Source organism: Halobacillus kuroshimensis DSM 18393, assembly GCF_000425705.1.
GTDB lineage: Bacteria > Bacillota > Bacilli > Bacillales > Halobacillaceae > Halobacillus > Halobacillus kuroshimensis.
The window spans coordinates 269,839-284,210 of sequence record NZ_AUDY01000008.1 but is presented as its reverse complement, the minus strand read 5'-3'; the positions used below and the strand labels follow the sequence as shown (position 1 = coordinate 284,210).

The 14,372-nt window shown below is 45.5% G+C and carries 15 protein-coding genes; 5 read left to right on the top strand and 10 right to left on the bottom strand.

What is annotated here, in order from left to right; translation table 11 throughout:
- Positions 1 to 21: 21 nt before the first annotated feature.
- From H615_RS0103150 to H615_RS0103135, 3 genes are all read right to left on the bottom strand, one after another.
- Entirely contained in the window at positions 22 to 2,415 is a 2,394-nt protein-coding gene (locus tag H615_RS0103150) for an FtsX-like permease family protein (RefSeq protein ID WP_027953784.1), read from the bottom strand.
- Positions 2,408 to 3,370: an ATP-binding cassette domain-containing protein gene (locus H615_RS0103145; protein ID WP_169516180.1), complete on the bottom strand. Its 963-nt coding sequence runs from the start codon at positions 3,368 to 3,370 to the stop codon at positions 2,408 to 2,410. Before H615_RS0103145 ends, H615_RS0103150 begins: the two co-directional genes overlap by 8 nt.
- 254 nt (positions 3,371 to 3,624) lie before the next feature.
- Positions 3,625 to 4,515 carry a helix-turn-helix domain-containing protein gene (locus H615_RS0103135; RefSeq protein WP_156896425.1) on the bottom strand — a complete coding sequence of 297 codons (891 nt, stop codon included), beginning with the start codon at positions 4,513 to 4,515 and terminating at the stop codon, positions 3,625 to 3,627.
- 106 nt (positions 4,516 to 4,621) lie between these two features.
- On the opposite strand from H615_RS0103135, the gene H615_RS0103130 reads away from it, so the two are divergent.
- Positions 4,622 to 5,539, top strand: a complete 918-nt coding sequence (locus H615_RS0103130; protein WP_027953782.1) for an EamA family transporter — start codon at positions 4,622 to 4,624, stop codon at positions 5,537 to 5,539.
- 143 nt (positions 5,540 to 5,682) lie between these two features.
- On the opposite strand, the gene H615_RS0103125 is transcribed toward H615_RS0103130, so the two are convergent.
- The 4 genes from H615_RS0103125 to arsD are packed head-to-tail and all read right to left on the bottom strand — an operon-like array spanning position 5,683 to position 9,809.
- Positions 5,683 to 7,329 carry an FAD-dependent oxidoreductase gene (locus H615_RS0103125; protein WP_027953781.1) on the bottom strand — a complete coding sequence of 549 codons (1,647 nt, stop codon included), beginning with the start codon at positions 7,327 to 7,329 and terminating at the stop codon, positions 5,683 to 5,685.
- 38 nt (positions 7,330 to 7,367) lie between these two features.
- Positions 7,368 to 7,649: an adhesin gene (locus H615_RS0103120; protein WP_027953780.1), complete on the bottom strand. Its 282-nt coding sequence runs from the start codon at positions 7,647 to 7,649 to the stop codon at positions 7,368 to 7,370.
- A 17-nt stretch (positions 7,650 to 7,666) separates the two neighbouring features.
- The gene (gene arsA / locus H615_RS0103115) at positions 7,667 to 9,436 is read right to left on the bottom strand and encodes an arsenical pump-driving ATPase (protein WP_027953779.1); all 1,770 of its coding nucleotides are present in this window, start codon (positions 9,434 to 9,436) and stop codon (positions 7,667 to 7,669) included.
- Between the two features lie 13 nt (positions 9,437 to 9,449).
- On the bottom strand, positions 9,450 to 9,809 hold the full coding sequence (gene arsD, locus H615_RS0103110; RefSeq protein WP_027953778.1) for an arsenite efflux transporter metallochaperone ArsD: 360 nt from the start codon (positions 9,807 to 9,809) through the stop codon (positions 9,450 to 9,452).
- Between the two features lie 613 nt (positions 9,810 to 10,422).
- On the opposite strand from arsD, the gene trxA reads away from it, so the two are divergent.
- Both trxA and H615_RS0103100 read left to right on the top strand, forming a co-directional pair.
- A complete protein-coding gene (trxA, locus tag H615_RS0103105) occupies positions 10,423 to 10,737 on the top strand; it encodes a thioredoxin (protein ID WP_027953777.1) in 315 nt (104 codons plus the stop codon).
- 38 nt (positions 10,738 to 10,775) lie between these two features.
- The gene (locus H615_RS0103100; protein WP_051254573.1) at positions 10,776 to 11,633 is read left to right on the top strand and encodes an alpha/beta fold hydrolase; all 858 of its coding nucleotides are present in this window, start codon (positions 10,776 to 10,778) and stop codon (positions 11,631 to 11,633) included.
- Positions 11,634 to 11,863: 230 nt separating this feature from the next.
- Here H615_RS0103100 and H615_RS0103095 read toward each other — a convergent pair whose 3' ends face one another.
- Positions 11,864 to 12,076, bottom strand: a complete 213-nt coding sequence (locus H615_RS0103095; protein ID WP_027953775.1) for a hypothetical protein — start codon at positions 12,074 to 12,076, stop codon at positions 11,864 to 11,866.
- Between the two features lie 188 nt (positions 12,077 to 12,264).
- Here H615_RS0103095 and H615_RS22245 point away from each other — a divergent pair, with 188 nt between their 5' ends.
- Positions 12,265 to 12,480 (top strand): hypothetical protein, encoded by a 216-nt coding sequence (locus H615_RS22245; RefSeq protein WP_156896424.1) that lies wholly within the window; start codon positions 12,265 to 12,267, stop codon positions 12,478 to 12,480.
- 116 nt (positions 12,481 to 12,596) lie between these two features.
- Here the strand turns inward: H615_RS22245 and H615_RS0103090 are convergent, their stop codons facing one another.
- Together H615_RS0103090 and H615_RS0103085 are read right to left on the bottom strand one after the other, a co-directional pair.
- Complete coding sequence (locus H615_RS0103090; protein WP_027953774.1) at positions 12,597 to 12,968, bottom strand: hypothetical protein; 372 nt, start codon at positions 12,966 to 12,968, stop codon at positions 12,597 to 12,599.
- Positions 12,969 to 12,996: 28 nt separating this feature from the next.
- Positions 12,997 to 13,869: a DUF1028 domain-containing protein gene (locus tag H615_RS0103085; protein WP_027953773.1), complete on the bottom strand. Its 873-nt coding sequence runs from the start codon at positions 13,867 to 13,869 to the stop codon at positions 12,997 to 12,999.
- Positions 13,870 to 14,004: 135 nt separating this feature from the next.
- Here H615_RS0103085 and H615_RS0103080 point away from each other — a divergent pair, with 135 nt between their 5' ends.
- Positions 14,005 to 14,355 (top strand): YflT domain-containing protein, encoded by a 351-nt coding sequence (locus H615_RS0103080; RefSeq protein WP_027953772.1) that lies wholly within the window; start codon positions 14,005 to 14,007, stop codon positions 14,353 to 14,355.
- Positions 14,356 to 14,372: the final 17 nt, after the last annotated feature.

Genomic DNA, 14,372 nt, shown 5'->3' with positions numbered 1-14,372 from the left:
TTCCTTTTATCCACGGAAGCATTACTCGACACGGAATTGCCGCTTTAGTTTTCCGATTGTTGTAAAAGATGGGATGAGACCCGCAAGCAGTCCTAATAGAGAAGACAGAATGATGACGCCGATAAATATTCTTGTATCTACGATCCAATCAAATACTCCTGTCGTTGCATAGGAATAGGCACCCACACAGGCAGCCAAAACAGCCAAACCAATAAGCACACCGGTTACAGTCACAATAAGGACTTCAATGAATGTCATCTTGACTATTTGATTTTTCTTTGCGCCAATGACCTTCAATCCATTAAACTCCTGTTTTCTTACAGACATAATCACCGCAAACGTATTAAACAAAGCGACAATAGATAAGATCAATGCGATCACCCCAAGAAGAAGGGAAGCCCCCAGCTGTAAATCATAGGATGGCGCGTCTGCATAATAAGCGTAATTGTTTCTTTCCGATCCCGGGAGTGGTGTGTCGGAATAAACGTAGGCTAAAGAATAATCGTAGAGGCTTTCCTCCACCGTTTCAAACGAAGTCACACTATTAAAGCTTTCATCATTAAGTCCCTCTGATTGAAAGATGCCTTTAACGGTCAGGTTCTTTTGTGTGCCATCTTCAAGAAATACAGATAGGGTATCCCCCGGCTGAGCTTCTTTGAATCTGTTGGATAGAAGAATCGAATCACCAGAGATGGTGGACGTTCCCTCAATGATGTTTAAGTCCGGCACGTTCCCCACAGTGACCAGCATATTCAGATCAAGCAGGTCGTCTTTTTGATGGAGGAGTGTTTCGGTATTTGTCAGCCCCAGAATATTTTCACCTCCATCGATCTCAGAGGGAGCAATATTTTCTGTAACGTAAGAATACTCCTTTGCAAAATCATATTGCTGCTGTGTGACAGCATCCATGTAAGTGATATTATTCAGCATCATGACGGTACCCAGTGTCATCATGATAGAAATCGAGACAGAAGCAACAGCAAATTTAGAAGCTTTCTCTTTAATATTTGCATAAGCGACCTGTCCTAAACTTTTACCCAGCCGTCTGAAAAACACGGAAAGAATCCAGTTAAAGGCTTTCATCAACAATGGTGTCAGACTCATGATCCCGCCGAGAAATAAGGAGCATGCGCAGAAGGCCATTCCTATACCGATACCACCGCTCATGGGTGTGAAGATCAGAATGGCGGCTCCACCTAATATCAAAATCACACCGGTGATCGTGCCGGCAGCGGATGTTTTCCGAGTAAAGTCCCCTTCTTCCTTCAAGGCTGAAATGGGAGACACGGATAAAGGTCTTTTTGCTGTGAGAAGTGTAACGATTAGGGAGAGCACCATAATCCCGGATAGGACGACACCTTCCCATATCCATATAGGCGTCACCTGAAAGCCTTCCTGAACAATTCCCAGCCGTTGATAGGCTTTAACAATCCATTCTGCTAAAGGAATCCCAAGAAGAATGCCGATCAAGGATGCAGCAAAACCAATGATCAATGCCTGTCCAGCAAGCACCATTTGGACCTGGCTCTTTTTCAGCCCGATGACGCGCAATAGGGCCAGGGTTCGAAAGCGGTTCTGAATGGAGAATTGGACGGTCCCGCTTATAACAAACAAACTAATCACAAGGCAGACGGAACCCATCGTAATAAAAATGACCATCAACGATATATTTTCATCTGCGATGTTCGGAAGCTCTGCCTCTGATTTATCTGCCCCACTCAATACGGTATAGTTATCTTTTTTGAGTGAGGTTTCCACATCATCCGGGGAAGAGGTAGTAATTCCTGCACTAAAGCTTCCTACAGCCTTTTCCTCTGCTGCAGCGTCTTCAAAGAAAATGTAATTCTGCAGGTCATACATACCTGGAACCTCGCTTAGAGCAATCCCACTAATTTGAAATTCTCTAGATTCACTTTTCGTTGTAATCGGAAGGTCATCTCCGATCTGGAGGTTATGTTTCTCCGCAAAATTTTCATCTACTACGACTTGGTCAGGCGCTGGGCGGGATCCGTTCAAACGAAAATCACTCAGCTCCATTGACCGGAAGTTATGCCCGGCCAATTTTAGATCATTTCCACCTTCCACTTCGACATGAAACGTATAATCAGGAACAGCATCATAGGTCTCCTGTAAAAAGGATAGCTGCTCTTGACTTAGTGGGACTCTGCCATTGGATTTTTCTGATTCCTTTTTAACATCACCATCCTCTTCCTTGTGGGAGACTGTAATGTCTTGATCCGCCATTACGACAAGATCCATCCCTTCAAACCGTTTACCCGAATCCCAACCAGCCACGGATGAAAATACAAGGGTGAGACAGGCACTGATGATACAACTCGTGACAATAATTGCAAGGAAAGTCCCAAAGAACAATGGAAGGTTTTTACGAAGGTCATGTACTAATAACTTAAACATTCTCCGACAACCTCACCATCACCTTTGATACTTCAGACGCATCCGGACGCTCCAATGTTTTTACAATGTTCCCGTCTAATAAAAAGTGGACAATATCACATTTTGCGGCAACTTTGCTGTCGTGGGTAATAATGACAGCAGGTGAGCCGAATTCCTTGGATCCTGCAAGCAAAAGTTCCAGTACGTCATTTCCCGTGTTGACATCCAGGGCACCTGTAGGCTCATCAGCAAGGATCAGCTTCCCTTTTCCAAGCAAGGCACGGGCGATAGCCACCCGCTGCTGCTGTCCTCCGGATAATTTCGTCGGCATCATCTTCTCTTTGCCGGACAGCCCCAATCTTTCAATCAGCTCTTTCAACCGAGCACGATCGATCTTCTGACCCGAAGTTTTGTAAGGCAGCTTGATATTGTCCAGAACATTCAATACATCTACAAGGTTATATTGCTGAAATATATAATTGGTATGAGTTCTTCTGAATTCCGTCAACTTAGGTTCTTTGAGATTGGCAATGTCTTGATCAAACATGATCACGCTGCCCCCCGTAATGGTTTCCAATCCGGAAATACAATTCACAAACGTCGTCTTACCACAGCCGGAAGGCCCCATGATAGCTGTTGATAGTCCATCGTAAATGTCTATATTGATTCCCTTCAATACAGGAGCATCGGCACCTTTATACCTTTTCGTAAGGTCACGTACTTGAATAGCGACCTTTTCTTTTTTAAGCGGAACCCGAGTAGAGTCTTCATGCGCTTTATCAAAGAAGTATCCAATCTCCACGCCAAAATATGCAGCAAGATCAGGGAGGATTAAAACATCGGGCATCGACAACCCTTTTTCCCATTTGGATACTGCCTGTTTGCTCACTCCAAATTGAGCTGCCACATCTGCCTGTGTGCGTCCTTTCAATTTCCGTAAATTCGTCAATCGCTCACCCACAAAAATATTATCCATGATTTCCATGCTCCTTTTCCGGTCCAAGTTACCTTCTTAACATTCCAAAAATCCGGTGAAAAAGCAACAGGATAGAGTCAACCAAAGGTTGACCCCGCCGTATTACTGCATTTCTCCAAAAGGAGCGGCTGTTTGCACTCATTCTTTAATAAGGGAAAACGATCAACTGATTTTCCAAAAACCCGGACTTGCCTCCTGACTCTGCTCATTCATGAAAAAGAAAATACCAGTGTGAGAAGATTATTTTGCACACCCTATTCTTCCTGCAGTACCGCTTTCTTATAAGCCAGAGGAGTCTTGAGCATCCGGTCCCGGAACTTACTAATAAAATAACTTGAACTGTTAAATCCCACTTGATACCCCACTTCCGTTACATTCGAATCAGGGTGTTGAAGGAGATGAATACTTTGCTGAATACGATAATCTGTGACATACGTTAATGGCGTTTTCTTTAATACCTTTTTGAAGTATCGGCAGCACTCCGACCGGCTCAACTGCCCGGCTTTCGCAATAGCATCCAGACTGATCTTTTCACTGTAATGCTGATGGATAAAGCTCAGCATCTTTTTCATCCTGCGCTGTGTGACAGACTCCCCCTCGGCGGCATCCGGTTTCAGTGCATGATCGATTAACGCTTTCCATATCTGATTGATCAACAGAGATGTTTCCAGTTCATAATGAAAGGCCTCGCTCTCAATAACGTGGTGAACGTCTCGGATGGCTTTCAAAAGATCCCTTCCCCATTCACTACCTCTCCCTATGAATATATAAGGCACATTGGCTTGTCTCACAAAAGGATAGACATACGCGGGATAAAGTTCCTGAGGGGCAAGGAAATGAGGAGAGACATTCAAGCAGATATAGACACACGTTGATGGTGCCTGTTCTTCGGCCATATGCAGGCGGCCGCTGTTTATAAACAGTCCCTCACCTTCTTTTATTTCTATTTTTTCTTCATTGACTTGAAAAACACCCTCCCCCTCCGTTATGAGGACAAACTGTACTTCCTCATGCCAGTGAAGAGGGATATAGCCATTCACGTTTTTGGAAATGGTCGTTTCATAACAAGCCACCGGTAATTCAATCGTCCGGTGATCCGTAAGTTCCTGTAATTTCCCGTCCAGATCAAAATCAAAGATCTGCATTGTTCCACCTCAATATCCTTATATTTTTTCAGTCGATTTGTGTATTTTACTGGTTTCATCTCAGCTATTATAACACTATCGTTTTATTATTGAGGTGATATACACTATGAATACCATTCAAAAAAGCAAAGGATTGTTTCTTGTAATAACAGGGGCCATCTTCTGGGGCGTTGGAGGTACCGTTTCACAAAAGCTGTTCCAGGATTTTGGCATCCAAGTCAATTGGCTGGTGACGGTCCGTTTACTCCTTGCCGGCATTCTATTACTGGCCATACAAGTCTTCCGAAAAGGTTTTTCTCCCATCTTCAGCATATGGAAGAATAAAACGACGGCTGTTCCACTGATCATTTTCGGCTTACTGGGTATGCTGGCTGTCCAGTATACCTATATGGCATCCATCAACCACGGGAATGCGGCTGTAGCTACATTACTCCAATACCTGGCACCTGTTATGATCATTGTTTATCTGCTTTTACGAAAACAGACGACCTTTGAGAGGCGTGATGGATTCACTGTGACGCTTGCATTACTCGGCACCGGTTTATTATTGACCAATGGTTCACTCTCTGAATTATCCGTGCCTGGTATATCGATCTTTTGGGGTCTCTTATCAGGGGCATCTCTAGCCTTTTATACGCTCTATGCCATTCCCCTGCTCAAAAAGTTCGATTCCCTTAATGTAGTAGGGTGGGCGATGGTCATTGGTGGATTTACCCTTGGATTCATACATCCCCCCTGGCAGGCAGCATTCTCCACTTTTACAATGGAAATCTATGTTTATCTTGTGATGGTCGTCCTATTTGGTACGATGTTCGCTTTCTGGTTTTACATTGAGAGTCTGCAGCACCTCTCTCCGAAGGAAACCAGCCTGATTGGTAACCTGGAGCCCCTCTCTGCTGTATTAACGATGGTCATCTGGTTAAAAGAGCCATTTGGATCCTTCCAATGGCTCGGCATGTTCTGTATCATTGCAATGACGCTGGTCCTTGCCTTCACCAATAAGTCAGACCCTTCCAGTTCCTGAACATAAACAACCCCGGCAGAGCTTTTCACAAACTCTGCCGGGGTTGCTGCTATGGAAAACTTCTTAAGATCATTCGTGCATCCACTTTTTAAAAACCGACACCGAATACCTTTCAGTCTTCTATTGATTTTCAACGCTTACCTTTACTGGTTAGCCTTAGAGAAACTCTGGTAATTCTTATTTCCCCCGGAAAGGTTATAAACTTCCTCAAATCCCATGTTGATCAGCACGTTCTGGGCGGCATTTCCCGTTACACCCTTATTGCAGTAGGTCACTGTCGGGATGGCAGGGTCCAGCTGTTTCGCTTCCGCGCGCAATTCAGCCAATGGAATGTTGACCGCTCCCTCCACATTGGATACTTCGTACTGCTTCGGCGCTCGTGTATCAATGACTTGAATCTTCTCCCCGTTCTGGATTCGATTCGTCAGTTCCTGCGGCGTGATGATCCGGTTCTTTTTGTCCATCGCATTCTGAAGAGCCATACCTGTATACATGACCGGATCTTTAGTGGTACTGAATGGTGGCGCATAAGCTAAGTCCAAATGGAAGAGATCTTCGGCACTCGCTTTTAAGGAAATCGCCGTCACGAACACGTCGATGCGCTTATCAACGCCGTCTTCCCCGACAATCTGCACACCTAGAATCCGGCCCGTTTTACGATCGGCGATGGCTTTAATGACCATTTCCTTACCACCCAGGTATTCCGCTCTTGCCGGCTTAATATTGTGAAGAACTTCAATGTCATAGCCTTCCATAACCGCATCTTTTTCACTTAAGCCGGTATAGCCGACAGCTAAGTCAAAGACTCTTAATATTCCTGTCCCTAAAATACCGCGGTGGGCCAGATCTCCACCGGTGATGACATCTCCGGCGATCCTGCCCATTTTATTCGCTGTCGACCCAAGCGGACGATAGAGCGGGTTTCCTGTAACGATGGAATAACTCTCCGCGACGTCTCCAACGGCATAAACATCAGGGAGATTCGTCTGCATCTTTTCGTTGACCTGGACGGCCCCGGATACGCCTAATTCTACACCGATCTGTTCAGCCAGCTTCGTATTCGGGCGTACACCTGTAGCTAAAATGACCATATCCGCATCGATGACGCTTCCCTTGGTTGTTTCTACGGAAGTCTCTGAAATTGCTGCCGCTTCTTCATTGAGTAATAGGTTGACCCCGTTTGCTCTCAAATGCTCTTCCACCCGGAAGGCCATATCCTTATCCAAGTGCGGCATAATTTGATTGCTGCGCTGGACAATCGTTACATCCAGTCCTCTATGCTTCAACTGCTCAGCCATCTCTAGTCCGATGAAGCCTGCGCCGATAATCGTCACTTTTTCCGGACTTTCGGCCTGCATATACGAATGGATGGAAGCGGTGTTCTGGATGTTCCTTACATGGAAGACATGCTCCATCTCCACTCCGTCGATCTGTGGCGTCGTTGGAGCCGCTCCTGTAGCAAAGACCAGTGTATCGTAATGATCTTCGATGATTTCATTGGTGTTCAGATTTTTCACTGTGACCACTTTTTGATCCGGATTGATCTCTACGACTTCGTGACGGGTGTGAATGTCTACGTTGTAGCGTTTCTTAAACCATTCGGAACTTCTTGGTGTAAGGGTCTCTAATTCGTCCACTTCGCCGCCTAAAAAATAAGGAATCCCGCAGATGGAATAAGAGATATCGTAATCCGCATTGTATAATGTAATGTCTGCATTTTCGTCGTTTCTTCGTGCCTTTGCAGCGACAGAGGTACCTGCTGCAACGGACCCAATAATGATGATCTTCATTTCGGTGTCACCCTCCAGGTTTTATCTTGATGTTTTTCTCAGCAGCACTGGTCCATACCAAGCAGGACGAACTGTGCTCCTTCCGGTGTATCTTCCTGATCTAACGTTAAGCCATCCACTGTATCTTTGACATCCTGATCAATGGAAACCTTCAGGCCGTCCATGTCATTCACAACGTCGTTTTCTTCCGGTCCGTCGAGGGAAATGCCGAGTTGTGGACCACAGCACCCGTCTCCCATGGAATAAAAACGGACTCCCTCCGCTCCATTTTCTTCAATCATTCCCTGTAATGTACTCTTTGCATTTTCTGTAATTTTCATGTTTCATCACCTCATCATTAAGATTGAATGTAGACTTTCCATTGTTCATATCCGGCATTTTTTGCTGCGCCCCATGGAATCAGCGCACTTTGAGCAGACAATTCGTTCTGAACCTTTCTGATCCATTGTTTTTCCGTGGCTGCACGAGCCTCTAAAACAGGGTCCTTCGTTCCTGCCGCATATAAACTACGGTTGATCACCCACCACTTCGGAGTAATTTCCGCCCGCTTCAAGTCTTCCTGCAGACGGCCTGCTTCAAATACGGGAGTCGCTTCCGGGAGAGTTACGACGACTACACCTGTCTCTTCCGGGTTCCGAAGTCTCGGCAGTAATTTCGTTACACTCTCTGGTATGTCACCTGTGGAGCGGCTCATTTCCTTGTGATAGGCTTCAGAAGAGTCGAGTAAAAGCAGCGTATGACCGGTAGGCGCCGTATCAATGACTACGATTTCCTCCTCAGAATCTACAACATCGGCAAAGGCACGGAAGACGGCAATCTCTTCGGTGCAAGGTGAATCCAGGTCTTCTTTCAGATAAGCAAGCTCATCTTCATTCAGCTCACCAGCGTTTGCAATGACCTCGGCTTTGTAGTTTTCCACTTCGACTTCCGGATCGATGCTGCTGATGGTAAGGTTCTCATGGACCCGGCTGTCCTTGAACATATCAGCTACATGAGAAGCAGGATCTGTCGTGGTTAAGTGGACACGGTGACCTTTTTCAGTCAATCCAACGGCAATTGCCGAAGCCACCGATGTTTTTCCGACGCCGCCTTTTCCCATCGTAAAAATGACACGCGTGTTTTTCGCTGAGAAGTCGTCCACGACCTCTTTTAATGAAGGAAGCGGCTCAACATCCACGCTTTCTTCTGTAATCTCCACCTCAGCCACCGGCGACTCACTCACAATCTGGCGCATGTGCTGAATATCCGTCAAAGAATAAGGAACATAAGGTAAAGAATACGTGCGGATCTGTTGAAGGGCGCCAGGGATCTCTTTTAAGGCTTCCTGCTGCTCACTGTAAAAGACAGACGCCACTTCATCTCCGGCATCGTACGGCTGGAAGACACCATTGATCACCAGCATTTGATGTTCAATCCCGATCTTTCCAAGCTCAACGGATGCCCGGTATGCTTCCAGAAGGGTGGATTCTTCCGGCCTTGCCACCATGACCAATGTCGTTTTCTCCCCATTGGAGAGAGTATCCATTGCTTTCTGGTACATGTTCTTTTTGTCCCCGAGGCCGGACAACGGTCCCAGACAGGAAGCTCCATGCGTCGATTCCTCCAAATATCCGGACCATGCTGTTGGAAGGGTCAAAAGTCTTAACGTGTGCCCTGTAGGCGCCGTATCAAACAAGACATGATCAAAGTCCTTGAATATGCCATCGTCTGCGAGCAGATGGGAAAATTCATCAAAGGCGGCAATTTCAACGGTACACGCTCCGGAAAGCTGCTCTTCCATCTGGTTGACGACCGATTCAGGCAGCTTGTCCCGGTATGGTCCTACGGTCTTTTCCCTGTAGGCTCTTGCTGCTTCCTCCGGGTCAATATTACTGGCATACAGATGGCTCACACTGGGAACAACTGCAGGTTCACGGGTCAGTTCCATATTAAACACATCCTGCAGATTGGAGGCAGGATCCGTGCTCACCAGCAGAACCTTCTTCCCCTGATCCGCCAGGCTTACCGCTGTGGCGCAGGCGACGGATGTTTTTCCAACTCCGCCTTTTCCAGTGAAAAACAAGTACGGCGTTTGAACATGTGTACGTGGTTGGTAGGATGTATGCATAATTACAGCTCCTTTATTTGTCCATATTGATGGAAACACGGACTTTCGGTTTCTGCGTCAATTCTTCTCCTTTCATTTCAAGCCATTCACTGAACTCCTCATTCGTCGGGTATTCGCCTACTTTAACAACCTGATCGTCCAGAAGAGTAACAGGAAGAGCATCTGCCCCTTTTTCCTGCAGTACCTCGTTTACCGCTCCATTCTCAGCAAAAACTTCTGGTTCATTACCAAGGTTGAATCTTCTAATGTTCACACCTTTTTGCTCCAATGAATAAACGGCTGAAGCCAATCGGGTCAGGTTCGGGTCGACACTCGGTCCGCAGACGCCTGTGGAACAGCACATGGCCGGGTCGAAAATTTCTACCTTTCTCATATGTAAAACCTCCTTGGGAATGTTCGTAAATGTTAAACCACGCATGCTGATGCCGGCTTTTTTGATCTTCCATCTTCCGTTCGGTATCACCATTTAAAGATTACAGCATCATTATATAATTAAATGCTTATATATCTCAAGGGATAATTTACAGGCTTTTGCTGGAAGAGGACCGCTCTTCCCCCTGTTGGCAGAGTTTCATAGTAACAAACCCCACTAAAAAATTCTTCTTCTATCCTTAATCTCTGTTATGAATGAGAGATCCTCTGGGTTTCATGAAACATTCAAGTTCATTGAATAGGTTTTATTTAAGTCCTCCCTTGTGAATATCTATTGTGAATTGAAAATCAAAACCAGTGGGAGGAGACCCTCATTGATTTTAGGTGAAAAGAAAAGGCCGCCTCAGAGAATGTTCGGGATGGTCAACCATTAAGATACCACCTTTTATGAAACAGGCTCTTTCTTTATGATCACTCAAACGATTTCCTCTGGAACATCGCCGGTTATGAATCTGTCCATGTCTCATCGGTTGACGTCTGTTTCAGCATGATGTAATCTTCTAACCACTAAATATTAATTTAGTGGTTATTGAAAATGCAAGGAGGAATGGAATATGGCTATTCGAAACGCCACAGACGAAACATTTGCACAGGAGACAAGCAGCGGTCTCGTTATCGCAGACCTTGGTGCCCCATGGTGTGGTCCTTGTAAAATGATCGCTCCTGTTCTGGAAGAGATTGATGAAGAACAAGGAGATCAAATGAACATTGTAAAAGTAGATATTGATGAAAATATGGAAACCGCTCAGAAATATGGTGTGATGAGCGTTCCCACACTCTTATTCTTCAAAGATGGTGAACTTGTCGATCAATCAGTAGGTTTCAAACCGAAAGAAGAAATTGTCAGTATTGCCGAAAAACATGCGTAAGTAACTCAATCATACGATTTATCCTAGGAGGTATAAGAATGAACCAAACGACAACTATGAATGAAGAAACGTTTAAACAAAGACAACAATCTGTTATGTTGGAAGGTATCGTCGAAGAACCGGTTAAAATCAATTATACGGATGTAGGCTCAGGGACGCCTGTTATGCTTTTACACGGCATCCCTACCTGGTCCTACTTATATCAGAGCGTCATTCCTGAACTGGAGGAAGACTACCGCGTGATTGCTCCAGACCTGCTCGGCTATGGACAGTCTGATCAGCGTGACCAGTTCGACCGCTCTCTTCACGTACAGGCGGATATGGTACTCAAGCTTATGGATGAATTGGAATTAGAACAAGTAAATCTTGTTGCCCATGATATAGGCGGAGGCGTTGGTTTGCTTCTTGCTCTTCAAGCACCGGAACGCATTAACAAGCTCGTGCTTTCTAATTCCGTCGCTTATGATTCCTGGCCGATTCAAGATATGCTCGTGATGGGACACCCTTCCAAGAAGAATGAGTCCACGCAGGAATTTGAAGCGTTTCTATCCAAAGCGTATAAAAAAGTGTTCGCTCATCCGGAACAGCTGACCGAAACCTTCTTACAGGGCATCATGGCTCCTTACCTGCATGAGGAAGGCAAGCTGAGCCTCGTACGTAACGCCGCAGCGTTGAATACAAATGAAACGACGGCGATTACGTCGAAGCTTTCCACCATCAAGCAGCCCGTTCTTTTACTATGGGGAACAAAAGATGAGTGGCAGCCGGTGGAAACAGCAGAAAAACTCATTAAAGATCTGCCTGACAGTACACTAGTAAGGTTTGACGAGTCCGCCCACTGGGTTCCTCAGGAAGCACCGAAAGAATTCAGTGCAGAAATCAAGAAGTTCATATAAAAGAAAAGTAAAATACAAGCAGCGTCCTTAAGACGCTGCTTTTCTTCTTTGCTATAATCACCACCATTTGAGCGCTTCCTGCACGATCTCCAAGCCTTCATTACCTAACTAAGTAGAAATGGCCCCTCCGTCTACGATCCCTCTGACAAACCAGCGCTTGTTTTTCAAACTCCCCCTCTACTAAAACTACACCGATTTCCAAAACAAAAATCTCTCTTTTTTCATGTATTTCAAAGGAAAAAGTCTTGCAGCTTCAGCAGCACCTGTGAAATAACATCTGAGCTCCCCGGCTGAAACAAAACGATGGCCGAAACAGCGAACACAACTCCAATAACCATTTGAGCCCATGCAGAAGGGTTCGTATAAGAATGGAAAAGTTTTTTTCCTCCCATTACTCCTATAACAACACCTACGACAAGTAAAATGAAATAATAAAAGCCCATCAAGCCACCTCCAAAAAGATATATCCTGATCCCTCTTATCTATACTCTAGTATACGAAAAAGGTAAATGATACCATATGATAAAGATGAAAAATTCTTTACAGTACTTACAATTCTTTCTTTTCTAACTTTGATTGGCTCTGAATCTTTTCATCCCTGCTTTTATAAACCATGATCGAAGGTGAAAACTTGAGAAAAATACTAATCGTATTCATTTCACTGACAGGAATCTACACCTTTCTCCATATTCTATTAGGCTTTCATATAGAAAAATCACTCATTCTATTCTCTATAAACACCCATATTTCTGTCGGGCTGCTGACTAGGTTGATTCAAGCCTTGTTTATTTTAAGTTTGTTGATCTATGTAAAAAAATACGTAAACATCCGCAAAGAGACGTCCTAATTCTGTTCCCCTGCACCATAGGTATAATGTTTTCTCTTAAAATAAGGGTTCCGGCTGCTGGTATAGCCGGAACCCTTATTTTGATCATTCCCCCTATCTCAAAGAGACGCCTTGAATCACACCACCCATAAACAAAGGATGAACAGCAGGCCGGAAACAGGCGTCATAATCAGACGTTCTTTTTTACTTCTTGATATTAAGTTCATTAACGTGTTGATGCCCATAAAAATGATGATCACCCACATGAGGATCGTGGTGGGTAAAAAACGGAGCAGATCAGAGAATTGGAACGCATGCTGGAGAACGATGCCGGCCATAAAAATCAGCAGCAGGGCATTCAGTGCGCTTGCTGCTCTCAAATTCGCCGGCAGGACGCGGTGGGAGCCTCCCATGGCCGCTTCTCCAAGCGGAAACCCGAATGCGAGTAACACTTGAAAGACAGCCACAAGACCAAATAGAATGGCTGCTGTAATCGCTGCGATTTCCATGACGCTTCCCCCTCTTTCTCGAATCTCTTCAGATTTCCCCCGGCTGACTTTTCATGAAATCCAGCACCTTGCGATCGACTTTCCCCCGGGCCAGCTCACGCCCTTCGAAGTTTTCGGTATGCAGGTACGTCGTCCAGGATTCATAGAACACCTCGTCATCAACTTCCTTACTCTCGAGGTAACCAAGGCGGACTAAATGGCCGGCGATTTCCCTTTTTACATCTTCATCGATCAGCTGGATATCCGTATCCTTCGTTTCACCAAAGTACAATTGATGAAGCTGGTAAATCCGCTCCAGTTCCTTGATCGGCTCAGGATGATCATCTACTCTGAGGTCTACAGCGACATCACTGAGTCCGCCGTAGCCTGCTTGATCACGAACGACAAGGACGGCCGCCGACTGCTTTCCACGGCTGTCTCCGCCCGCTTCCTGCGCGGCTTGGATCGCTTGAATGAGACGGTCAGCCAGTGGCCCCTCTGCTTTTTCAAACGTGTCTCCCATTTGGGTCACTGTTTCTTGATTTACTAATATGTTCCCTTGAGCGGTATAATGCTTCCCTGTGACTCCTCCGGCCCAGTCATAACAATCTTTTCCGGTAAACGTCGCTGCCCGGCCGGAGCTGTCGATGATTCCGACTTGGCGGTCTTCTTTTTGAAGGTCAGCGTCCGTTAATTTTTTGATGACTTCCTCGGCAGACAGACCTTCCTCAAGGAGCTTCAACCCTTCCGGACCATAGGCGGGGTTGGCAAAAGCCTGGGTGGCCACCGCCCCCACACCTGCTTTCGCCCATGGTACGACGGAGCCGACGCCTAAAAATTTCGACTGGACCGCCACGCCCCATTCCCCGCGGTCGGGTTCACAGGCGGCGATTGAAAATGTAGCAATGATTTGATTGTTCATCTCTTTTCCCTCCAATATCCTTATCCTTCGACAACTCATTTGGATTTCCTTCTCTACTTATTTTCTGATTAACGATGGAAAATAACGGGTAATTTCACTGTAGAACATTCTATAAACAAAGGAGCGGTGTAAAACATGAAACCACTTGTACGTGAATACACAAATGATGAACAGTTGAAGGATATGGTAGAGAAGCTGAAGAACGAAGGCATTGATAACGAAGAGATTTACATCCTCTCCCATGATGATGACCGGACAGAACGGATTTCCAAAAGTGTGAATGTGAATACGATCGGTGCTTCCGAGCAGGATGCGAAAAGTGTCCTTACGAATATCTTCAGTAAAAAAGGCGATGAGCTCCGCACAAAGATGCAGGAAATTGGATTCTCCAAAGAGGAAGCGGGACAGTACGAAGAGGATCTGGATGAAGGGAAAGTTCTTTTAATCATAACCAACCCAGCGAAGGCTCAGGCTGTCCTGACATGAACGAATAAGCCCCTGCC